This is a genomic window from Acinetobacter larvae, from assembly GCF_001704115.1.
In the GTDB taxonomy this organism is placed as follows: Bacteria; Pseudomonadota; Gammaproteobacteria; order Pseudomonadales; family Moraxellaceae; genus Acinetobacter; species Acinetobacter larvae.
The window spans coordinates 2,590,019-2,613,288 of the sequence record NZ_CP016895.1; the positions used below are offsets into that span (position 1 = coordinate 2,590,019).

The 23,270-nt window shown below is 40.5% G+C and carries 18 protein-coding genes and 3 tRNA genes; 5 read left to right on the plus strand and 16 right to left on the minus strand.

What is annotated here, in order from left to right:
• Nucleotides 1-48: 48 nt before the first annotated feature.
• The 4 genes from BFG52_RS11625 to BFG52_RS11640 all read right to left on the minus strand — a co-directional run bounded on the left by BFG52_RS11625 (nucleotide 49) and on the right by BFG52_RS11640 (nucleotide 5,338).
• Complete coding sequence (locus BFG52_RS11625; protein ID WP_067556326.1) at nucleotides 49-666, minus strand: LysE family translocator; 618 nt, start codon at nucleotides 664-666, stop codon at nucleotides 49-51.
• Nucleotides 667-670: 4 nt separating this feature from the next.
• Nucleotides 671-1,015: a DMT family transporter gene (locus BFG52_RS11630; protein ID WP_081408698.1), complete on the minus strand. Its 345-nt coding sequence runs from the start codon at nucleotides 1,013-1,015 to the stop codon at nucleotides 671-673.
• Between the two features lie 304 nt (nucleotides 1,016-1,319).
• On the minus strand, nucleotides 1,320-3,437 hold the full coding sequence (locus BFG52_RS11635) for a TonB-dependent receptor (RefSeq protein WP_067556330.1): 2,118 nt from the start codon (nucleotides 3,435-3,437) through the stop codon (nucleotides 1,320-1,322).
• A gap of 473 nt (nucleotides 3,438-3,910) precedes the next feature.
• Entirely contained in the window at nucleotides 3,911-5,338 is a 1,428-nt protein-coding gene (locus BFG52_RS11640; protein WP_067556333.1) for a coniferyl aldehyde dehydrogenase, read from the minus strand.
• Between the two features lie 115 nt (nucleotides 5,339-5,453).
• Here BFG52_RS11640 and BFG52_RS11645 point away from each other — a divergent pair, with 115 nt between their 5' ends.
• Nucleotides 5,454-6,083, plus strand: coding sequence for a TetR/AcrR family transcriptional regulator (locus tag BFG52_RS11645; RefSeq protein ID WP_067556336.1), 630 nt, complete (start codon nucleotides 5,454-5,456; stop codon nucleotides 6,081-6,083).
• 139 nt (nucleotides 6,084-6,222) lie between these two features.
• Here BFG52_RS11645 and BFG52_RS11650 read toward each other — a convergent pair whose 3' ends face one another.
• Nucleotides 6,223-8,673 carry a membrane-bound PQQ-dependent dehydrogenase, glucose/quinate/shikimate family gene (locus BFG52_RS11650; RefSeq protein WP_067556339.1) on the minus strand — a complete coding sequence of 817 codons (2,451 nt, stop codon included), beginning with the start codon at nucleotides 8,671-8,673 and terminating at the stop codon, nucleotides 6,223-6,225.
• Between the two features lie 424 nt (nucleotides 8,674-9,097).
• Nucleotides 9,098-10,366: a Glu/Leu/Phe/Val family dehydrogenase gene (locus BFG52_RS11655; protein WP_067556342.1), complete on the minus strand. Its 1,269-nt coding sequence runs from the start codon at nucleotides 10,364-10,366 to the stop codon at nucleotides 9,098-9,100.
• Between the two features lie 779 nt (nucleotides 10,367-11,145).
• Here BFG52_RS11655 and gloB point away from each other — a divergent pair.
• Nucleotides 11,146-11,877, plus strand: a complete 732-nt coding sequence (gene gloB / locus BFG52_RS11660; RefSeq protein ID WP_067556345.1) for a hydroxyacylglutathione hydrolase — start codon at nucleotides 11,146-11,148, stop codon at nucleotides 11,875-11,877.
• A gap of 157 nt (nucleotides 11,878-12,034) precedes the next feature.
• Nucleotides 12,035-12,238 carry a hypothetical protein gene (locus BFG52_RS11665; protein ID WP_067556348.1) on the plus strand — a complete coding sequence of 68 codons (204 nt, stop codon included), beginning with the start codon at nucleotides 12,035-12,037 and terminating at the stop codon, nucleotides 12,236-12,238.
• A gap of 335 nt (nucleotides 12,239-12,573) precedes the next feature.
• Here the strand turns inward: BFG52_RS11665 and BFG52_RS11670 are convergent.
• The 5 genes from BFG52_RS11670 to BFG52_RS11690 all read right to left on the minus strand — a co-directional run bounded on the left by BFG52_RS11670 (nucleotide 12,574) and on the right by BFG52_RS11690 (nucleotide 15,380).
• Nucleotides 12,574-12,658, minus strand: a tRNA-Leu gene (locus BFG52_RS11670).
• A gap of 50 nt (nucleotides 12,659-12,708) precedes the next feature.
• Nucleotides 12,709-12,782, minus strand: a tRNA-Trp gene (locus BFG52_RS11675).
• A gap of 40 nt (nucleotides 12,783-12,822) precedes the next feature.
• Nucleotides 12,823-12,907 (minus strand) — tRNA-Leu (locus tag BFG52_RS11680).
• Nucleotides 12,908-13,011: 104 nt separating this feature from the next.
• Nucleotides 13,012-13,869 (minus strand): protein kinase domain-containing protein, encoded by an 858-nt coding sequence (locus BFG52_RS11685; protein ID WP_067556351.1) that lies wholly within the window; start codon nucleotides 13,867-13,869, stop codon nucleotides 13,012-13,014.
• A gap of 2 nt (nucleotides 13,870-13,871) precedes the next feature.
• Nucleotides 13,872-15,380, minus strand: a complete 1,509-nt coding sequence (locus tag BFG52_RS11690; RefSeq protein WP_067556354.1) for a DUF3336 domain-containing protein — start codon at nucleotides 15,378-15,380, stop codon at nucleotides 13,872-13,874.
• A gap of 280 nt (nucleotides 15,381-15,660) precedes the next feature.
• On the opposite strand from BFG52_RS11690, the gene BFG52_RS11695 reads away from it, so the two are divergent.
• Nucleotides 15,661-16,545, plus strand: a complete 885-nt coding sequence (locus BFG52_RS11695; protein WP_067559505.1) for an ATP-binding protein — start codon at nucleotides 15,661-15,663, stop codon at nucleotides 16,543-16,545.
• A gap of 77 nt (nucleotides 16,546-16,622) precedes the next feature.
• Here BFG52_RS11695 and BFG52_RS11700 read toward each other — a convergent pair whose 3' ends face one another.
• The 3 genes from BFG52_RS11700 to BFG52_RS11710 form a co-directional block, all read right to left on the minus strand.
• On the minus strand, nucleotides 16,623-17,414 hold the full coding sequence (locus tag BFG52_RS11700; protein WP_067556356.1) for a M48 family metallopeptidase: 792 nt from the start codon (nucleotides 17,412-17,414) through the stop codon (nucleotides 16,623-16,625).
• Nucleotides 17,415-17,511: 97 nt separating this feature from the next.
• Nucleotides 17,512-17,829 carry a hypothetical protein gene (locus BFG52_RS11705; RefSeq protein WP_067559508.1) on the minus strand — a complete coding sequence of 106 codons (318 nt, stop codon included), beginning with the start codon at nucleotides 17,827-17,829 and terminating at the stop codon, nucleotides 17,512-17,514.
• 106 nt (nucleotides 17,830-17,935) lie between these two features.
• A complete protein-coding gene (locus BFG52_RS11710; protein WP_067556358.1) occupies nucleotides 17,936-18,568 on the minus strand; it encodes a hypothetical protein in 633 nt (210 codons plus the stop codon).
• A gap of 107 nt (nucleotides 18,569-18,675) precedes the next feature.
• Here BFG52_RS11710 and BFG52_RS11715 point away from each other — a divergent pair, with 107 nt between their 5' ends.
• Nucleotides 18,676-19,083 (plus strand): DUF3144 domain-containing protein, encoded by a 408-nt coding sequence (locus tag BFG52_RS11715; protein ID WP_067556359.1) that lies wholly within the window; start codon nucleotides 18,676-18,678, stop codon nucleotides 19,081-19,083.
• Between the two features lie 147 nt (nucleotides 19,084-19,230).
• On the opposite strand, the gene BFG52_RS11720 is transcribed toward BFG52_RS11715, so the two are convergent.
• Complete coding sequence (locus BFG52_RS11720) at nucleotides 19,231-22,011, minus strand: M16 family metallopeptidase (protein ID WP_067556362.1); 2,781 nt, start codon at nucleotides 22,009-22,011, stop codon at nucleotides 19,231-19,233.
• 286 nt (nucleotides 22,012-22,297) lie between these two features.
• Nucleotides 22,298-23,149 carry a PhzF family phenazine biosynthesis protein gene (locus BFG52_RS11725; protein WP_067556365.1) on the minus strand — a complete coding sequence of 284 codons (852 nt, stop codon included), beginning with the start codon at nucleotides 23,147-23,149 and terminating at the stop codon, nucleotides 22,298-22,300.
• Nucleotides 23,150-23,270 lie beyond the last annotated feature (121 nt).

A 23,270-nucleotide genomic window follows, 5' to 3' on the forward strand; every position in this document is an offset into this window, starting at 1 on the left:
GCTGAATAATGGAACTATTCCTTAAAATAGCAGTGCGATACTGTCCACCTAAGGATTAAGTTTAGTGCCAATGAGCTTAAGTGCAAAACCAATAAAAATTACACCACTGATACGGTCTAGCCTACGAATCACTGCACTTTGTTTTAAATATTGTGCCAAAGGTTGTGTTAAGGCAATGAGACAAAATGCCCAGATGATACTCAGTACAATATGGATAAACACCAAACCCATCGTCCACATAAATACTGCATGCTGTGCTGGGATAAACTGCGGTAAAAAAGACAGGTAAAATAATCCCACTTTGGGATTTAATATATTGGTATAGAACCCTTTAAGCCACCAATTTTCCTGATGCGTGACTGGCTGATCTCCCCGCAAATGATGACGTGGTTTTAAAATACATTGCAATCCCAACCATGCCAAATATGCTGCGCCCAAATATTTTAATACCACAAAAGCCAATGCAGAGCTGGCCAAAATAGCACCCAAGCCCACTGCAACCAGCAAGCCCCAGACCATACAGCCCAGATTAATTCCCATGGCAGCTTTTAATGCATCACCTTTACTTTCTAATGCAGCTGTTCTAAGAATGAGCGTGGTATCTAGACCTGGGGTGATGGTCAATAGCGTAATAGCGACCAAGTAAGGCAATAATATACTCAACATCTATTTAATGCCCTGCTGTACTCGAAAATAAATTAATTACCACGACACCACAAATAATTAAGGCGATACCGCACAGAGCAGCAAAATCGAGACTTTGTTTAAAAACAAAAAATCCAATAATGGCGGTTAGGATAATCCCGACTCCAGCCCAAATGGCATAGGCAATACCCAGAGGAATCACCTTCACGACTTGTGACAGTAAATAAAAAGCAATACAAAAACAAATGACCACAATCAAAGATGGCACCAGCTTGGTAAAACTATCGGACTTGACCAAAAAAGTCGAACCGATCACCTCTGACACAATCGCAATCGCCAGCAAGATATAAGCCATTAATAAAGAATTCATGACACAGTCTCAAGATATCAGCACAGCCATCGATCGCATTAACAGCCAATAATGCCATCGCTCACTCATACACTTAGAAAAAAGAAATTACAGCAGCGCAAAGTACAAAAGAGCCAAGGCAGTTGTCAATGCTTTTCTCATCTATAGCAGTCTTGCTTTCAAATACAACAGTCTTACAAATTTTGAGCAAAGTCCGTGAGGGTTCAATCAGATCACCCATTCACGGACCAAGGCTATAGATATAAATACGGGTTTAGATCACAAAATAGCATGACATTCATAAGCTATCAGCCCTATAGCATTCTTAAAATGCACGGCGAATACTCAGACCTAAGCTGACATTACGACCATCGGCAGGCTCAAAAAAACGTTGATTGCCATCATTTACAATAACTGAGCCCACATAATCTTTGTCAAACAGATTATCAACACGCGCAAAACTATTGAGCGTCCAATCTTGATTACGCCAGACATACCCCACATAAGCACCTGCAACAGTATAACTAGGCGCTTGATCAGAATTCATATCATCTACAAAAAGTTTATCCATATAACGGATATCTAAACCCGCCTGTATTCCCTGTTGCGGTTGCCACGCCACACTGGCAAAGGCTTGGTTCTTGGCAATACCAGGAATATAAGTGCCTTTTGTAATCAATGCTTTACTATTAGTAGCAGGAATATCAGCAGCAAAAGTTGCATCAAGATAACTATAACTGGTACGCAGCTTTAAATCCTGCCATACGTCTTTTTGCCAAGTTAGCTCTACCCCTTGACGTAAGGTTTTATCAGCATTGCGGAAAGTACTACGCCCAGCATTGGCGTCATCGGGAACAATGTCATTTTTAGTATTGGTCTGGAATACTGCAGCTGTAAATAAACCATAAGGGTTTTGGGATTTTAATCCCCATTCATAAGTATCACTGGATGATGCTTGTAAATCAAAATTCATACCAGAGCTACCAACCGTAGGATAAGCCATTTCAGTAAAGGTTGGTGTTTCAAAACCTTGGGCATAACTGATGTAACTATACAAGGACGGTAAGATATTCCAGCCCAATGCCACTGAAGGTAAAACCTTATCATAGCTTTGTCGACCACTGTCATCGCCATTGCCAGCTCGAATATAATGATCCGCAGATTTATAATGGACATTACTATAACGCAGACCCGCATTGAAATGCCAAGCTGGCAAAAACTGCCATGATGCTTGTACATAGGGGTCTAAATTCCATAGGGTATTTTTTTCATCACGGCGTAATTGACCTTTCACACCATAATGCCCATCAGCATCAAAGTTTTCATAGCCTTTGCGATCTTCCTGCATGGCATCATAGGCTAAGCCTGCAATGATCGTGGTATTGGGCAGCCAATCGGTATTTTTCCAACGTAAATCTACGCCATAATAATTGCGATCAAAATCGATTACCCCACCAGCATGACGCGGGTTTAATTGCGGTTTTTGCGGAATAGACTGGTATTGTTGTACCTGTCGGTTACCCAAATAAGCCATGCTATACAGCTCATTATGGGCATCAATCGGTTTAGTCCACGTTAGACCCGTTTGAGTTTGTAAAATAGTTTTACGAACGTCAAATGCTTTTAAAGTACTTGCTTGTTGTTTGCGATCTGCTTTCCAATCTGCGCGACTCAGCCCAGCTGCATCGTCGGCACGAATATCTACATGATTCAATACCCAGTTTATTTTACTGCCATCATCTAAGTTCCAAGTCAATTTTGCATTGTGTAAGGCTTTTCTTGCAGCACTATGTTCACGATAACCATCTGTATCAAAATAAGAAGAGCTAATTACATAAGCAGGTTGACTCGCTTGATCGGACCCGCCTTGTAATTGCACATTGAGCTGTTGTTTGCCGTGACTACCGCCCACATAACCCAGTTGTAGGCTATCGCGACCTTGTCCTTCTTGGGTTTGGGTTAAGATCGTACCACCAGATGAGTTCCCATAAATCGAAGAAAAAGGTCCACTCAAGACTTCTAACTGACGCAGGCTATTGAGGTCAATATTCGAACTTTGCCCCTGACCATCTGGCATGGTGGCTGGAATACCATCAACATATAAACGAATCCCCCGCACGCCAAAAGTTGATCTAGCACCAAATCCACGCATGGAAATTTGCAAGTCTTGTGCATAGTTTTCGCGATTATTGACTTGCAAACCAGCAATGCCTTGCAACTGTTCTGACAAATTAACATTGCTTTGCTGTTGTGCCTTATCATTTACTATTTTTTGCACAGATGCTGGTGTGGTTAATAAATCTTGGTGGGTCGGTACGGCATGAATTTGAATAATAGGTAATTCGAGAGGCTCTGCGAATGCAGATAGTGTCATGACCTGAAATATAATACTGGTCAATAATACCGGTTTGAATGGTAATTTATACAGCTGATTTGATTTCACGTTGCATCCTTATGCTGGATAATCGTGATGTTTCGAATAGGAAGCACCAACAGAATAAATAAGCGATTGAGACGTGAGAGAATATTAAACTGCAATGAGTACAATAAATGGCGCAACCCATTATCAATAAAAGCAGATATCTTTAATCAAAATTTGTTGATCAACAATCTTTGCTCAACAAAATTGCGCTTGGGTCTCGGTGAGCGCTAGCGTAGATGATTCAACCATTGCTCCAATTGCTGATCCAATCGTTACGCGAATCATTGATCCAATCATTTAATATTCATTGGGCTGGAATTGATATGAGCCCTCACGATAGCTTAAAATCAGTTATTGATTTTAAGCCTCTCAGTGACTTTAAATTATAAACGTGAAATGCACAGCATCGTTAATATAAATTAATATATTAAGCCATTTTTATATAAAATACCGGTACGCGAACGTTTATTCGCGCAATATTCAGTACAGTTTGATTATTTTAAAAAGACTTTTAAGATAATATCGGCAATCCGTCCAAAGGGTGCACGCAACAAGCTAGCAGTATGCCAACGACCTTGTTCAAAAATACCTTTGGCATGACTTAAACGCCGAAAACCTTCAATACCATGGTAAGCACCTAAACCACTACTACCAACACCGCCAAAAGGTAAATCCTCTTGTGCATAATGCGTTAAGGTACCATTGACCGTCACATTACCAGAAGTCGTCTGCGATAATACTTTAGATTTTTCCTGTTTATCATGACCAAAATAATATAATGCCAGTGGTCTGGGTTTACGGTTAATATAAGCGATTGCTTCATCAATATGTGCATAGCGCTTAATCGGCAGAATGGGACCAAAGATTTCATCTTGCATAATCTGCATCTGCTCATCAGCCTCTAAAACCAGTGTCGGGGCAATGGTATTTATACGTTGCTCTGCTTCATGCGGACGAATGCCCACCTGTAAAATATGTGCGCCTTGCGCTTTGGCACCGTCTAGCAACTGTTGTAAACGTTGATGATGTTGTGCATTAATAATCGAAGTATAGTCAATACTACTTGGACCCTGCGGATACAATTGTCGTGTTGCATGATCAAAGGCTTTAACAAAGGCATCGACGTCTTGTTCTGGTAATAACACATAGTCAGGTGCGACACAGGTTTGCCCTGCATTTGCCAATTTGCCATAGGCAATCGCCGTCGCAACGCGGTTTAGATCTTGATCTTTCGAGATCAGAACAGGAGACTTACCCCCCAATTCTAAAGTCACGCCAACCAAGTTTTCACTGGCTGCACGCATCACCGCACGCCCCACCGAAGTACTGCCGGTAAAGAGTAAATGATCGAAGGCTAAACTGGAAAAAGCTTGTCCAACATTGTGATCACCTTGTACAACAGCCACTTGTTTTTCTGTAAAAATCTCTGCTAAAAGCGTTTGTAATACTGCACTGGTGCGTGGGGTAAATTCAGAGGGTTTAATCATAGCGCGATTCCCCGCTGCCAACGCCGTTGCCAAAGGCATCAGCGCCAAAGAAAAAGGATAATTCCACGGCGACATAATACCAATCACCCCCAAAGGTTGATATTCAACACGTGCACGACCAAAACGCATCGCCAAAGCCACTTTACGTGGCGATGCACGCATAAAACGTCTTAAATTTTGATATAAATAATCAATGCCCATCACCAAAACCATCACTTCCATGATCAATGTTTCATGTTCTGAGCGATGACCAAAATCTGCACAAATGGCTTGACTAATCTCATGTTTTTTTGCCAATACCGCTTGGCGTAATTTTCTTAAGTCTCGACGGCGCTGCAGCAAGGTTGGCGCGCCTTCCGCAATAAAGGCATCGCGCTGCATCTGTAAAATTTGCTGCAAGGCAGGCTGATGGCTGGTTGAAGTATTGTCTTGCATGCTAAACTCCAATGTTGACACTGTAATCATTTATTGCTTTCATTTTATACAGAAAGTTTACAGTGTCAACATTGGTTTAAAATTTTATTTGATTTGAAGTCTTATGAGGTAACCCATGGCCAATCAACAGGAACGTGCTTATCATCATGGTGATTTAAAAAATGCCATTATTACCACTACCTTAGAGATGTTGCATGAAGGAAACAGCTGGGACTTTACCTTAAGAGAAGTTGCCCGTCGTGCAGGTGTAAGCCATGCAGCGCCTTATAAGCATTTTCAAGATAAATCAGCTTTACTGGCTGAAATCGCACTGCTTGGTTTTGATCGTTTATACCAGCAGCTGAGTACTGCACAGATCAAAACTGGGGCAACACTCAGTACAGAAATTTTAATATTGGCACAGCATTATTTACAATTTGCACGAGAAAATCCTGCTTTATATCGTTTAATGTTTAGTGCTATAGATGAGCATACCAATCGTGTTCATTTAAATGAACGCGCACTTTCACCGTTAATGATTGTGCTTAAACTCTTAGAACGCGGTCAACAATCCGGCATCATTCGCCAACATGATGTACAAGGACAAGCAACTGCTTGTTGGGCACAGCTACATGGTCTTGCCTTATTACACATGAATCGCTTGTTGCTGCCAGAAAAAGTAGGTGAGCATGCGATAGAACATGCGCTCCACACCCTATTACATGGTCTACTTATTACCCCGGTTTCAGCGTCCAATCTACCTTGAATTACGACGAAGGTGCGACCTATCTTTAATCCACCGCATGACTTAAACCGTATGTATTATGCCCATTAGACCAAAAAAAACTGCTCCTCATTTGGGAGCAGTTTTAGATTGAAATTAAACTCAATCAGATGACAATGCGTTATTTATGATCAGGCAAAGCATAGGCAATAATATAATCTCCTAAGTCTTTAGAGTGACTGACACCCCCCGCAGAAACCACCACATACTGTTTACCCGTTTTGGGTGACTTATACACCAAAGGTGCAGACACGACACCGACTGGTAAACGTGCTTTCCACAATTCCTTACCTGTACGTGCATCCATCGCACGTAAGTAATAATCTTGTGTACCCGCAAAGAATACCAAACCTGATGCTGTTGCAGTAGGACCACCTAAGGTCGGCATGCCCACAGGAATAGGTAAGTGTGTTTTGATGCCCAAAGGACCACTATCTTTGACTGTACCCATCGGCACTTGCCACAACATTTTTTTACTGTTGAGATCGATAGCACTCATGGTACCAAAAGGCGGTTTATTACACGGTACACCCAAAGGTGATTGTAAAATATCAATTTTCACACCGCCATAAATACCCGCAATTTGGGGGCGAATCGTTCCCATAAAGCCAGGGACTTCATCTGTAGAGACTTTATACTGTTTAGCTTCTTCTTGTTTCACCAAACGCATGCGAATTGGCATACGCATATCATTGACATACATCAAATTGGTCGACTCATCAATCGCTGCCCCCCCCCAATTCATGCCGCCCAATAAGCCAGGCCATTCAATATAAGATTTCTCACTCGGTGGCGTATACATACCAGTATAAACAGAGTCTTTAAAGTCAATACGACACATCAATTGATCAAAGGTGCTCATACCCCACATGTCTGTTTCTTTTAGGTCTTCCACACCAATTGATGGCATACCCACAGAAAACGGCTGTGTTGGTGCAAGTTTTTCACCCTGTGAATGTGGTGAAGTCGGCACTGCACGCTCCTCAACCGGCATCACAGGTTCACCCGTACGACGGTCTAGCACAAAGATTTGACCTGTTTTGGTGGTTTGAATCAATGCTGGAACGGTTTTGCCTTCGGCATTGGTGATGTCATGTAAAATAGGCTGTGAAGGGACATCATAATCCCACACATCGTGGTGTACCGTTTGGAATACCCAACGGGTTTTACCCGTATCGGCATCGACGGCCACAATGGCTGAGCCAAATTTTTCTTTGGCCGCATTACGATCTCCGCCCCAGTAATCTGGTGGTCCATTGCCTGTCGGTAAATAAACCAAGTTTAAATCGGTATCAAAACTTGGCACAGCCCAAACATTGGGGGTTTCCAATGTAAAGGTCTTACCATCAGTCGGTACACCCGAATTTTCAGGATTCCCCACATCCCATGCCCATGCCAAATGACCAGTGGTCACATCGTAGGCACGTACCACACCAGAAGGTTCACCATGTACAATATCGCGTACCCAACCACCAATTAAGGCAACATGACCAACAATGACAGGGGTTGCAGTTGGGTGATAACGTTTAGACTGTTCTGTAGGTCCCATGTCACGTAATACATCAACCTGTCCAGCATGACCGAAATCAGGACATAATTTACCGGTTTTGGCATCCAAAGCGATTAAACGCCCATCCACGGTCGAGGTCAAAATACGCTGACGACAAACTTTCGCAGCGGATTGACTCAACGTTTCTGTTGTATTGCTCACGGTTTGATTTGCGGTTTGGTTTGCGGTGACACCAGCAGCACGATCTGCATCATGATAAGCTACGCCACGACACGTCACATGCTCTTCGGTACGTGCTTTAGGATCAAAAGTCCATAAAGCTTTCCCGCTATCTGCATCAATCGCAGTAATAATATTGGTTGGAGTACATGAATACAACACGTCGCCAATTTGAATCGGGGTATTTTCATCCACCCCAATTTCAGTTGGACGACCTGTACGATATGTCCATGCAACCTGCAAATCTTTAACATTTTCTGGGGTAATATCGGTAAACGGTGCAAAGCGTGTACTGTTACTATTGCGACCAAAATATTCCCAGTTTTCTGGATTGGCGGGATTCACTTTGGCCAATTCTGGTTTTTGTTGAATATCCAATTGGTTCCGAATAACACCATGCGGGAAAAATGCTGCCACAAATGTCGCCACTAAACCTAAGAATCCAGCCACCCCCACAAGATTGGCAATACCGGTAAACCGTTGCTGTGATTTTAAACTACGGCTTAACCATAAGCTCAAGACCCAAAGAATAGTGGGTACCACCAAACGTGCTACTAACTGCCAATAATCAAAAGCACGGACTTCATAAAATGCCCAAATGATGGTGCCTAAATAACACAGGCAACTCAGTACCAAAGCTGTTTTATGGCGTATTGCATAGAGTAATGCTATCAGCAAATAGGCAATACCAGCGATAAGATAATATGATGTCCCGCCAAGCTGATACAGCTTGAAACCTTTCGGTATTAAGAATAACGCGATGATCAAACTAATGACTATAAAGACGATTCTAAATAGCTTTAACCCGATCCCTTCACGCTGTTGATGAGTGATGGTATCCATATATAAGCCTATTTCATGAGATATTTATTGTCTTCATTGCGCACGCCATAAATCAGTAAAAAACCAAGTACCTTTAGAAATATACTTGCTGCTTTACTATCTACGGCAATTGTATTAGCGATGAAGTGTAATTTTATTTTAAAAGTATTGTTAAATTATGTATAGGCAAATTAAAAAATATTTTCATATTAATAAGTTAAATTAAATATTAAACCCAAGTCACCCACAGTTTATAAAGGTCTACTTAATGGTATTGCAAATGATAACTATTTACCATGTTTAGTTTTTATACAAACTCTATGCTAAACTCGTTATTGTTCGAACTGAAGTGAACCCTCTTAGATCCGCAAATACGCGATCAAACCATATCAAAACGCACGCCAAATAGCGTGCGTTTTCCAGAGAGAAACATCTCAATAACAGCTTAACCTGGGAAAATCCCACGTTCAGAACGTGCAATTAAAATACGTTCACACGCTAAAATATATGCCGCTGTACGCAGTGTACAATCATGCTGTGCAGCAGATTGCCAAACATCATCCATCGCCTTGGTGAGAAGTTTATCTAGACGCTCATTAATTTCCTCTTCACTCCAGAAATAACTCGCCATATCTTGTACCCATTCGAAATAACTCACAGTTACACCACCAGCATTACAAATAACATCCGGTACAATGGTAATGCCGCGTTTATTTAACATATCATCCGCATCTGGATAAGTCGGACCATTGGCACCTTCAAGCACCAAACGCGCTTTTAATTTTTCAGCACGTTCAACGGTAATCTGCCCTTCTAAAGCCGCTGGAATTAAAATATCAATATCGGCTTCCCAGAACTGCTCATTATCAATTGCGGTTGCACCAGTAAAACCTGCAACACCATCATGCGTTTTTAAGTAGTCAATCAATGCCACAACATCTATGCCTTCAGCATTGGCAATGCTTCCAGAGTGATCTTGTACATGCGTGACTTTGGCATTGGCTTCCACAAATAATAAAGCAGCTTCACTGCCCACATTCCCAAAACCTTGTACAGCAACACGCGCACCAGGAATATCTAGACCGATTTTTTGTGCAACATGACGTCCAGTAATATAGACACCACGCCCCGTTGCTTTCACACGTCCCAAAGACCCCCCTAAATTAACAGGCTTACCGGTAACTACACCGGTAATGGTATGTCCTTCAGTGGTGGAATAAGTGTCCATCATCCACGCCATAATATTGGCATTGGTGCCTACATCTGGTGCTGGAATATCTTTTTGTGGTCCAATAATAGAACTAATTTCACTGGTATAACGACGTGTTAAACGCTCTAACTCACGGGTAGAAAGTTTACGTGGATCAACACGTACACCACCTTTGGCACCACCAAAGGGTAAATTAACCACAGCGGTTTTAATGGTCATCCAAGCCGAAAGAGCCATAACTTCATTGAGTTCCACATCAGGGTGGAAACGAATCCCGCCCTTACCTGGACCACGTGATAAATTGTGCTGTACACGATACCCTTCAAAGTGCTGAATCGTACCATCATCCATCACAATGGGTACATCCACAATTAAGGCACGCTTGGGACGCTTCAAAGTGTCAATATAATTAGATAAATGGCTAAGATATGGCGCAACACGATCGATTTGCTCTAAATAGGTACGCCATGCACCGTTAGTTTCGTTACTATAAGAAAGGGTCATTTGATTAGTCCTGCTCATTCATTTTTTGATCATGCGTCAACAAAAGACGCCAGATACTTTGTTACCTTTTTCCTCAATCCTTAGATCAAGGCTTAAGAATTCCTACCATTTTTTATTACGCCGCATCGCAATAGAGCTGCATCACTGCAATTTATTTTGATCTCAGCATGGCAACAGCCTGATGTCTGTTGATGTCAGACATCAGGCTGTTGCTGGTCGATGACGTTGTTGTTTGACACATGATTGAATGCCAAAAAACTATCATCAAAATATAAAATACTAATTCCATATACCTTTAAAAACGCACCAATATAGAACACTTTTAAAGACATATCGCACTAATATAGATCGTAACATAGCGAGATTAAACTTAGACAACAAAGTTTAAGCGATCCTGCACAAGCGATGAAATATTAAACAAATAGAAAAAACATTTGCTGAGAAAAAACTCAAATGCTGTACATATATAGCTTATACGCCAAAATAAGCATGAGCTTAAATAGCATTTCACCATGTTCACACGCAAGATTACAACATAATCTAGAAAAATTAACGATGTCATTAAACATCATTTTTATAGTGTATATAAATTTTAAAAATGTACATAAAAAGACAAACTTACTGCGTATTAAAGCTTAAAAGAAAAGTACTACACCAAGATCGTGGCTGAGCCAATACATAGCTACTCAGATGCGGTATATAATGAAATACTTTTTTTGGCTAGACACAGTACATGTTCTCATGCAGCAATCTGCCACAGTATGATCAGGAGTAAAGGGATGTCTTATAAAGTCCACGTGATTGATGTCAAAAATGCACTTAAAAACTACATATGGCTGGTGGAGCATTGTCCTAGTCAGGATGTTGTGGTGATTGATCCTACTGAAGCCACGCTCGTTGAAGATTATTGTCAACAACACCATCTACATATCTCACAGATTTGGCTAACACACTGGCATAAAGACCATGTTGGTGGCGCACCTGAATTACTCAAAACTCGCTCAATTGCAGTATATGGTCCAGCATTAGAACAACATAAAATTCCTTTTATCACTCACCCTGTACAACAAGATGCTCAGATTTATTTTCATGATCTAAAAGTTGATGTTCTCAGCATCCCTGGACATACACTGGGGCATATTGCCTTTTATGCTAAAGGCATACAGAGTTTATTTTGTGGCGATACACTATTTGCCATGGGCTGTGGTCGGATTTTTGAAGGAACTGCACAACAGATGTATCAATCCTTACAACAGCTTGCAGCACTGCCAGCAGATACCTTGGTATATTGTAGCCACGAATACACCCTATCCAACGCCATGTTTGCTATACATCTTGATCCAGATAATAGCGCACTACAACAACGCTTTGCGCAAGTACAGCAATTACAACAACAGGCACAAATTACCTTACCGAGTAGCATTGCACTGGAACGCGCGACGAATCCATTTTTAAGAGTGCAAAATAGTGAAGAACTCGCACATATTCGCCAACTCAAAGATCAATTTTAACCAGAAGGTCTAATCAAGGCAGCGCCTTAACGCGACCATGCGACATGATTTGTTACATCAAGCTCGCCATAAATGCTGTTTAGATAAGCATTTAGCCCTTTAAAATAGCGCATAGAATCCCTATGTATTTTAGAGATTATTTAAAAGGAGTTTTGCCGTGAAAAAAGTGGTAAAAGCTAAAAATTTAATTGCCTTTAGAATTTGGTTAGAAAAACTTGGTTATTCAGTGAGAAACTTAGCCGATGATCGAGGTTTTACCTTTAGTTTTAAAAAAGAATACGGTTTAGTCACCTGCGACCTTTCTGGAAATTCTTTGGCGATGCAGTTGGGTGAAGAGTTTGAAGATCATTTAAAAGCTTAATCTCCAAAATCTACTATCAAAACCTTCTAGTATTACAGTCGTCTAGTATCAAAGTTTTAAAATAATATTTTCAGTTTCGACTGAAGCAATGCGCATTATGGTAAACATCGTATAAAGGCATTTCTGAAACGGAATGCCTTTTCTTTTATTTAGCCCCATATTGACTACAAATCATTTATTCTAAATGACAGCACTCTATTCTGATCCCTACTGTTTTGGCTTACTTCTTTTGGTTTATTGCTTTTGGCTTATGACCATAACAGCATGCAACAACAGATGTACGCAGACAAAAATTAAGCATAAAAAAAGACAGACGCTTCGGTCTGCCTTAAATATGGTGGGGGCGAAGAGACTCGAACTCTTACACCTTGCGGCGCTGGAACCTAAATCCAGTGCGTCTACCAATTTCGCCACGCCCCCAATAAACTGCCTAAATACAGAATATTGAAATTTACTACAATCAAAATATCTGGCAGAGGATCAAGGACTCGAACCTTGACGAACGGTTTTGGAGACCGTCATGCTACCATTACACCAATCCTCTAATATCTAATACAGTTATATACAATGTAAAACTGTTTAGATGGTGGGGGCGAAGAGACTCGAACTCTTACACCTTGCGGCGCTGGAACCTAAATCCAGTGCGTCTACCAATTTCGCCACGCCCCCGATGGCTGTGTATATTATAGAGATCACCCTCAACTGACAAGCCTTTTTTAAGAAAAATCCGCTTGTTTGTCTAAATATGAAACAAAGTTCTGAGTCATTTTAAATTACAGCAGAATAGAGATTAATGCTTGTTTTACTTGCGCTATATCTTGCAATCTCCGATTTGGATCGACGGTGAGCATTAAACCCAACAACGCATGAAAATCTTGTAATGCAACAGCCAAATCAATGTAAATCCCCTGCTGATGCATATGCCGCCAAGCTTGGTAATCCTGTGCGTATAAATATTGCTGTTGCAGCCATTGTAGCCAAATTATTCCCAAAGCGTAAATATCACTCCGCACACTACAGCGCTCGCCATTAAATAGCTCTGGCGCCATATAGCGTGGCGACCCATGTTGACATGCTAGGTTATTTTGTCCAACCTGATTTTGTTCCACTTGATGTCCGACCTGATATTGCCCCGCCTGAAAACAATATTCAAAATCAATGAAACGACAATGCCCCGCATAATGCCGTAAATGTTGAATTTTTAAATCGCCATGGACATAGCCCAGTTGATGTAATCTTGCGACAGCATCTAAACTCTGTAAACAAAGATGAATACGTTGATCAGCACTCAGCAAAATAGGGTTAGTCGCAAAATGTGCAGCGCTGTCGGGTAATAAAAGCCCCTGTTCATGCAAAGCAAGTTTATTCAAATTTGGATCATTTAAATCTGCGACTGCAACAATCTCAAAAGGTAAATAACAGGGTTCTAAGTGTTGTGCCGCAAAGTGCTGATAAAGACTTAACTCATATAAAAAACTATGTTCTGCTTTGGCATTGCTGTTTTTTAACTGTAGTTTCAGCCAATAGTATTGTCCATGTATAGACACACGATAAACGCGCCGCCCCAATGCTTGGCTGGCTGGCGCATTACGTGGTGCATATCCATCGGGTGTTGTATCGAAAAGCATCATGTTCAAGCCGTCGCTGGCGTGCTCATATCCTGACAATCTTTTTGTGTGTAAATGGCTTGTAAACAATGCTGTATGGTTTTACCAATACGGGCATGAATTTCAATGCTCGAAATTTTTGGCCATGTTGCACGTTCCCCTTCACCTTGTAACAAATGAAATAACTCTGGACGAGGGTTTTGCAGCATATAGGTATAATGCTGTAGGCTATATTTACCAATAATATTTACATCACCATAATAACGTTGATCAACCACGCCATAACCATGATCCAGCATACGACGTACTGCCGGAATACGCCCCATCCGACTCCGGGTAAAATCCATTGCACTCATACTCATGCTTTTGACTTGCTTACGTAATATACGCTCTGGCCAACTCAAAAGGTTTTTCCGAAAGCGCTCTTCATCACTTTGCATAAAGGGCACAATATGTGGATTCACTTGACTGGCAATGGTGTAGTTTAAATTATAAAGACGGGACATACGCTCTTGTGGAAAATCACTATGTACACTGCCATCAACCCAACGCGTATTGGCTAAATAAGGTGTATGCACCCCATCATAACGTTTACTCACTAAGCGTACAGGTGCAAATAAAAATGGTACTGCGCAGGAAGCCAATACTGCACTCCACACCAGCAAATCAGGTGAAGTATAGCGGTTCATAATCCGTGCGCCTTCTTGAGATAAATCAAAAGGTGCAACCGTGACGTTAATATCTAAACCAGAACGTGCATAAGCTTCTTCAAAGGTTAAATCACCAAGATTTTCTATTAAAAATTTCTTTAAATATTGCACATCCGCCAAGCCACCACGGCGCTGTAAAATATCTCTGATCGGTCTAAAATGAAAAGCCTTACTATAAAAATGTTCGCCTGATAATATATCAGCCACATCTTCAGGCTTAGAGACGCCCAACATGGCCGTCATAATAGCACCCGCACTAGAGCCAGATAAGACATTGGGCATTAAATCTTGTTCCATTAAAGCCTTGCACACACCAGTATGAAATAGCCCCAATGTTGCGCCACCAGAAAACATCAGTGCCGGTTGACCATAGGCTTTTTGGCAGTGTTCAAAAAACTGCTTTTTTTGCGTTACACTTAGATTTTCACATTTTTCTGATGCAATAAACTCTAGTGCTAAACTCACCGCCTCAATATAGTCTTCAATAATTTTTTTAGTGCCAATATAGCTTGAGTTATACAACATGGGATGACCGATATTGGCAACATCATAACTAAAGCCTTCTCTTAAAATATAGATCAAATCAACTGTACGTTGTTGCTGCCGATAACGGCGTAATAAATTTAAGCGATGACTAATAATATCGGCATCAAAATAAGGTGAGCTATTGTCATATTTCCAAGTCTGCGCACCTGTTTCTTCATCTAGTTTTAGTGCAATACTCTTCCATTCTGCATAACAAGATGCTTTATCGAGCTGCCGTTTTAATTTCTTAACGCGGTACATCTGATGAGGATTGAGATCGCGAGTAACATCTAAGATCATATGTACCTCGAATATTGTTGTTGCATTCGTTCCATTGCATTATCTTATCACTGATCTAGAACATAGGTCTGAATCAGTTCTGACCATATCGCCAATACATCTATATATCAATTCCAACCTATAATAAGCGTTAAGATCATATAATTTTCTCGATAGCGCATAAAGCATTATTTCATTGCTATTTTCAATATGCTTGAATTTCAAAGTTATGATTTTATTTGATTGTGGTGCTAACATGGTTAATTCCGCAACAACCACTTCATTATTATGGCAAAAAATTATGGCAAAAATTGAATTACCCGATACCTTGCTTGATGCATTGGCAAGCGTATTACAACAATTGCAACAAAGCCTTCCTGCCATCAAGCAAGCACCGGACTTCTCGGCGCCAGCTTTTCGTTGGGAGGATCAGCAATTAAAAGCAATCTACCACCCTAAAAAAGTCTACTTAGACGATCTCAAAGGGATCGAACGACAAAAGCAGAAAATTCTGCAAAATACCGAGCAATTTTTATATGGTTTTGCCGCGAATGATATTTTGTTGACTGGCTCCCGTGGTACAGGAAAATCTTCTGTGGTACGTGCCTTGCTCACCGCATATCATGATCAGGGGCTACGCCTGATCGAAATTGAACGTGATGATTTAGCAGATCTGGCACTGATCCAACAACTGATTGCCGATCGCCCAGAAAAATACATTGTGTATTGTGATGATCTCGCTTTTAATGCTGAAGATGAAAATTATCGTAGTTTAAAGAGTGTATTAGATGGTTCTTTACAGTCTGGTTCAAGTAATTTTATTATTTATGCAACCAGTAACCGTAGACACCTACTGCCGGAATTCATGCATGAGAATACGCCTGTAACCAAAGTAGATGTACCACAATACAAAGAGTTACATCCACAAGAAGCCATTGAAGAAAAAATTTCACTCTCTGATCGCTTTGGCTTATGGCTTTCTTTTTATCCAATGGACCAAGGGCTGTATTTAGAAATTGTTGAACACTATTTGGCAAAAGTTGGACTTGCTTTTGACGAAGAAACACGTTTAGCTAGCTTACAATGGTGTCAAAGTCGTGGGCAACGCTCAGGACGCGCAGCTTATCAATTTTCAAAACACTGGATTGGTGCAACACAATTGCGCGAATTACAAGACAAAGCTTAACCCTAGCCTAAGATCTTGCACAAAAAAACCTCATGTATCCCATGAGGTTTAATTGTATACAGCATTAAAACTATAATTTAGCGTTTTACAGAACTTTGATTATAAACAGTTTGTGCTGCAGCTAAATTTTTACGCATTGCTTCAATACGTTGTGTATTTGATGGGTGGGTTGATAAGAAAGATGTACCACTTCCGCCGCCATCTAATTTATTCATTTTTTCCCAAAGGCTAATCGCTGCTTGGGGATTATAACCCGCACGCGCCATAATCATGAGACCACCTTGGTCAGCACGACTTTCGAGGTTACGTGAATAAGGTAAGCCAACACCGACTTGGGCACCGAAATCGAGAGCGGCAGAACCAAGATCCCCGATACTGGCACCAGCATAACTTTTACCAATGCCAATTGCCATATTGGTCAAAGCCTGTGCACCGATTTTACTCTTAGAATGCTCTTCCAGAGCATGTGTCATTTCATGCCCCATAACTGCCGCAATCTCAGCATCAGTAAGGTTTAGCTTATTGACAATTCCGGTATAAAACACCACTTTACCACCCGGTGCAACATAGGCATTGACAGTATCAGATTTCAAAACAGCCAATTGCCAATCAAATTTCTCACCCGTTTGATTGAGCTGGTCTGCATAAGGACGTAAATTATTAAATACTGTATTAATACGGCGATAAGTCGCAGAACTTGTGTCTAAGGTTTTATTGCCACGGGCTTCTTGTACAGTTTTATTAAATCCTTCAGTGGCCATGACATTTAAAGATGCAGTATCTGCTCCAGCCATTTCCGCCATGGTGGTACAACCAGAAACGGTGATCACCGCGGCTGCAGATAGAGCCATCAACAGCTTATTATTCATAAAAAAACTCCAAAATATTACGCGCATAATTCTAAATGATTTATGGGTATTATCCAAACATGTATCGCGATATATATCTGTATCACTACGCTAAGCTTTAGCGCATGAGCCAGACTTTTGTTATCCAGTAAATCATACATATTATATTCAAAATTAAATAAAAATAACTGAGTTTTGTTATTTTATTATCAATATTGGGGTCTAATCGCTTCCATAATAAGAAACTATTTTGAATAAAAACAACCGGAAAAATAATACAAGCAATCAAAACCGTCAGACTCACAAAATAGGCCATGAATTGCTCAGGCTGCTGAGTTTGTCGTTCACTCAGCCACATCGCCAAGGTTGGTGTTCCCCCCAAAGCAAAAATAAAAGAGTGTAAAATTGTTTTAGAAATATTCGGAAGTAAATTCATTTTATACAGTGCATCATCCATGTCTTAAATATAGGTTGTAACTGCTTTCTATCTTGAGACCTAGTCAACTTTAGTCGAGCCTCAAGCCCATAGACCTTGACTATCTTTAGCGGATTTTACCAAATATTTTCCAAGTTTGATTATCCGCCAAAGCATCTTGATAACAATCACTGCGTCGTTTACGGGGTTTATCACGTGCATCAATAATGGCGAAATCAGCAGCAATACTTAATACGATGCCATTTAAATAAAAACGTGTACGGGTATATTCGCTTTGCCCATGCTGAAAAACATAGGTTCTTAAGTCAATAAACTCTCTATGCGCCACCAAGACCGCCTGTTCATCCTGTTGTAACCAATGCTGCATGGCTTGTATTTCTGCTGCTTCAAATTGACCACAACGCTCCACAGCGCTGGCGACACTACGAAAACTTTTTGATTCCTTAGCAAAGGTACGATTAATCCGAATCCGGTCTACATTAAAAAAGAAAATGGGCAAATTTAAATGACTGGGCAAATGTACCTGATCAATGCACTCTTCCTGCATAAAGGGTTGATATAAATCTTGCGCACGCTCAATCAAGGGCAGCCATTGCTGAAAATAAGCATCCGCAGCTGCAGGATGGGCATAATAAATCGGTAAGCCCTGCACCACTGCCAATTCAGTAGGAGGCCAAATATTTTGTTTTAATAAGGCAATATCTTGTTTGAGATCCTGTACGGCGATAGCATCTTGCATGGCGACTCTCATTTATATTTGCTTAGGCTATTCAACGATAAGACAAAGGTTTAGTTTAAGCAAGGCTTTGCCTATAATGTGGCTGTAATTCATATTTGGAAATTGTCATGTCTCAAAAAATTAATGCTACGGATGTCACCGAAGAAGACGCTTTAAATGCGGTTTTTTTTGAGCGCGCCGACAAATTTATTCAACAAGCCAATGAGTTTTGTCGTCCAGTTGCCGGTCAAACGCAAACATCAGCCAAACCTCATGAGATCCGTGGTCAAGTCAGTGCCGCCATGTTATTTGCTACCGCACGTTTCAATACTTGGGTTGCTGCCAATAATTTCACAGATGGTGATGAAATGCGGGCAGCCAAAGAACAAGTCATGAGTTATATCTTGCAGCAATTCCAATTAATGTTAGAAGACAATTACGACGAATACTGCGAGCAATTTGAAAATTATTTAAGATTCCGCCGCAATGAGGAATTTCATAGTAATAAAGACCATGACCACTCACATAATCACTGAGTCAGCACATTCCATCGGTACTGGATCTGAATAATAGTGCCCATAAAATGCGACCCCACCGATTTGGCAGGGTCGCATTTTATTGATATAGATTTTTTAAATCACAGAGCTATCGATAAGTCATCCATAGATGAAAGATTTAAGTGCTTATTTAGACTGAATGGCGGCAGGTTGAATATCCTGATTATCCTGACCATATTGATCCGCCATAACTTCGAGTAATTGCTCTGGTTTAATATATTTGCGAATCACATTATGTAAATCTGCTGTGGTTAATCGTGCAAAGGCTTGATCTCGTACTGCACGATCTGCCATTTTTTTGTTATAGCGTAATTGGTGATTTAACATAGCGTGAATCGCGCGGTCATCCTCTAAACGCGTTACACGTTTTTTCAAAATATTCGCCTTCGCTGCGGCTAATTCCTGTTCTGTCACACCAGATTTCACTAAATCTGCGAGGGCTTTATGTACCACTTGAGAGACTTCATTGGCTTTACCCGCAGAATAATTGGCTTCTATAAATAACGCGCCAATCTCATCTTGGTCATCTAAACTAATATGGCTTGCAAAACCATAAACCAAAGCACGATGCTCACGTAAAGCTAATCCTAAACGCGAAGAAAGTTGTGAATCACCCAAAATATAACTGAGGACCATTAATGCAGGCGCATCTGGATGTTCTTGGCTAACAGGCATGGTTAATAAAGCTTGATAATTACCAAACTCACGTTGCTCTGCCAAAACATGATGTTTTTGTGGTTGGAAACGTGTATAACTGGAACTAAGCGGTTGATACTTTTCTTTATTCGACCAAGTTGCCAATTGCTTTTTCAGCACCTTTTGCATTGCTTTAGGATCAAAATCACCAGTCATGGCAATTTGCGCATGATTCATGGCAAAGAACTGACGATACAATTGCTGAACTTGTTCACGTGTTGCGGCATCTAACTGTTTTTTCTGTAGATCCGGTTCAAAATGATAGCGTAAATCGCCTGGTTGATACGTTTCAGTGAGACGAGACATGGTTAAAGCAGCAACCACTTCAGGCTCCGTATAAGGACGATCTAAACTTAAAAGACTTTGTTGCTTAATTAAATCAAATTGGCTTTGTTCAAAACTAGGGTTTTTTAAGACTTCTACAATATATTGGAAATAATCTGCGAATTGCTCATGATTGGCAACAATATTAATTGCAATACCATTATCTATTGCCTCAGCACTTGCAGAACCACCTGCTGCAATACTCTTATCGGCTATATCTTGTAGGCTATAACGTTCTGAAGCACGCAATAATAAATAAGCTGTTAAATCCAATAAAGGACCTTTATTAAATAATGCTTCGGCTGTTCCAAACTGAATCGTGATCTTGGCATAACTTTTCCCATCAATCGTTTTGGTTGGGAATAATGCATATTGCAAACCATTGGCAAATTGACCACGTTGGATTTTTTGTTCACTTTGCTGTAAATATTGCTGAGATTTTTTCAGATATTCAGCTGCTTCAGTACGATATTCTACTGCATCTTTTAAAGGTTCTGGTGCAGCCTGTTCATCGAGAGCTTTTAAAGTCTCGGCTTGCTGTTGTTGCGCTTTCTTTTGATCTTCAGGCGTTGGTAAAATATGTGCGCTTAAGCGTTTTTCTGGAACAAAATAATGGGTTAATTGCTGATTCAACTCTGATAACGACAATTTCTCTATGCGTTTTAAATCAACAAAAAACTGATCCCATTGCCCATCGGCTGAAACAACATAATCTGCCAAACGAGCACCCAAGGCACTGGCATCTTTTTGAATTGCATCGCCTTGGTTCTTGACTAGATTTTTGACACGGTCTAATTCACTTTGTGTAAAAGGCTTCGCTTGCTCTACTGTTTTAATCAGGCTTTGATCGATTTTTTTAACATCTTGCTGTGGTGAATAAACAGCTGCAACAAAAACTAAATTAAAATCTTGATCAAGCCATGTAATCACTTGGCTATCATTGGCAATACCCGTTTCAACCAGATCCTTATATAAATGCCCACTTGGCACTAAACCCATTAATGCTGGGCTGATCGCCAAAATGGATTGTATATTGGGGTCTTTATTGCCCACATACATATTGAGCTTGATTTGATCACTACCCTTTTGCACCGTAAAATCACGTTGCTTCATTTTATTGATATCGAAGGCTGGAACTTTGGCGCTCTCTGCAATTTTACGTGCCGCAATGATGCCAAATTTTTCTTCGATTTTTTTTAGCATGGTGGCTTTATCAAATTTACCAGAGACCACAATAATGGCATTATTCGGCGCATAATAATCGCGATAAAATTGATTCAGCTCTGCCATATTAATCGATTTCAATTCATCTAAATCACCAATCGGTAAACGACCGAGCGATTGATTGCCATATAGGTTTTTCCATACTTGATCCATCAGTACTGAAAATGGCTGATCCATACGCACTTCACGTTCACGCATCACAATCGCGATTTCTGATGGCACAAATTTTTCTTGCAGAACCAGTTTATCCATACGTTGTGCTTCAAGATACAGCACTTGATCAATAGCGTTTTGGTCTGGGCGCACCACATTAATATACTTGGTTGAATGATAATCTGTGCTGGCATTGGTAAATAAAGTATATTGATCTAAACGTCGTTGAAATTCTTCACCTTTGACATCTACCGTGCCTTTAAAAGCCAAGTGTTCTAAGAGATGCGCCAGCCCACCTTTCGATTTTGGATCATTTAAAGACCCGGTTAAATACACTGTATTTAAATAAACTTTATTTTCTTTATCATTGGGAGCCAAAATAACGCGTAAACCATTATCTAACTTATATTCTTCTATTTGATGCTGCGATTTAACTAAAACCGTCTCTGCCCATGAAGCCGCGCTAAAAGTCATTAAACAAATGACCAGACTTAACTTTCTAAGTTGCATGCTCTATCCAAGTGATCTAATTAAAAATTTCAACGTGCATCTTAATGCAATGCAGGAATTTTTAGCGCGTTAAACAATAAAAAGCATACAATTGTAGTATGTTATTTCAGCAGTAAAGCATTTTTAGTTTTATACCCTGCTATTTTAGCTGCAACAATTTAGCCATAACCTATCTTATGATTTATTTTGACTCTCAGTACTGATGACGGCTAAAAACGCAATGTACTGAGAAGATCACATTATTTAAATAACTTTTTAATCACATATTTTTATTAATCGAATATTTTTAAATATTCAGTTCAGCCTGCATATATAGACATGCATAACCAGAGATTTGCACACGTTGTGCATTTAATATTTCACAATAGAGCGTGCCGCCACGCGCTGAAGCCTGATAAGCACATAATGCTGTTTTTCCCAAACGTTCAGCCCAAAAAGGTGCCAAAGCTGTATGCAATGAACCTGTGACAGGGTCTTCATGAATACCAATATGCGGTGCAAAATAACGTGCGACATAATCATAGGCGGTATGATCGGTATCTGAGACAGCAGCAGTAATGGCAACATCTAAATGCTCTGAAGTGGTAGAGCCAGTAATCGCTGTATGGCAGTGTTGCTGTTGCGCCAATGCCGCAATTAGCTCAAAATTTGGTGTCGCATCTCGAACATCTTGCGCCGAGGCACACAGTAAAATATAAGCTTGTGCATTGATATATACCCCGAGTATTTCTCGATCAATCGCTTGATGAATCTGCGCTGGATAATCCAGTAAAACCTCTGCCTGACGTATTGGAAAATCCATATCAATACGACCGTCCGCGGCTTGTTGTACCGTAAAAACACCCAAATCCTTGACATGAAACTGTAATTGACTCGCTTGGCTATAATCCTTAAATAATACATAAGCACTCGCCAAAGTGGCATGTCCGCAAAATGCCACTTCAACTTTGGGGCTAAACCAGCGAATCTCATAATTTACAGCATCTATAATTTTTACAAATGCGGTCTCTGCCAAATTATTTTCTGCTGCAATTTGCTGCATCACTGTATCACTCAACCATTGCTGCAAAACAATCACAGCCGCAGGATTCCCTTGAAATAAAACCGGGCTAAACGCATCCACCTGATACATTCTCATGAATACTTCCTTTTTTGATTTTTAGCTGATTATTGTGCAGGGTTTTGCTCGCAATCATAGTGACAGATTCTGCTAAATCTCATAGACAGTTTAAGCGAAATAAAGACATGGCATACATCAG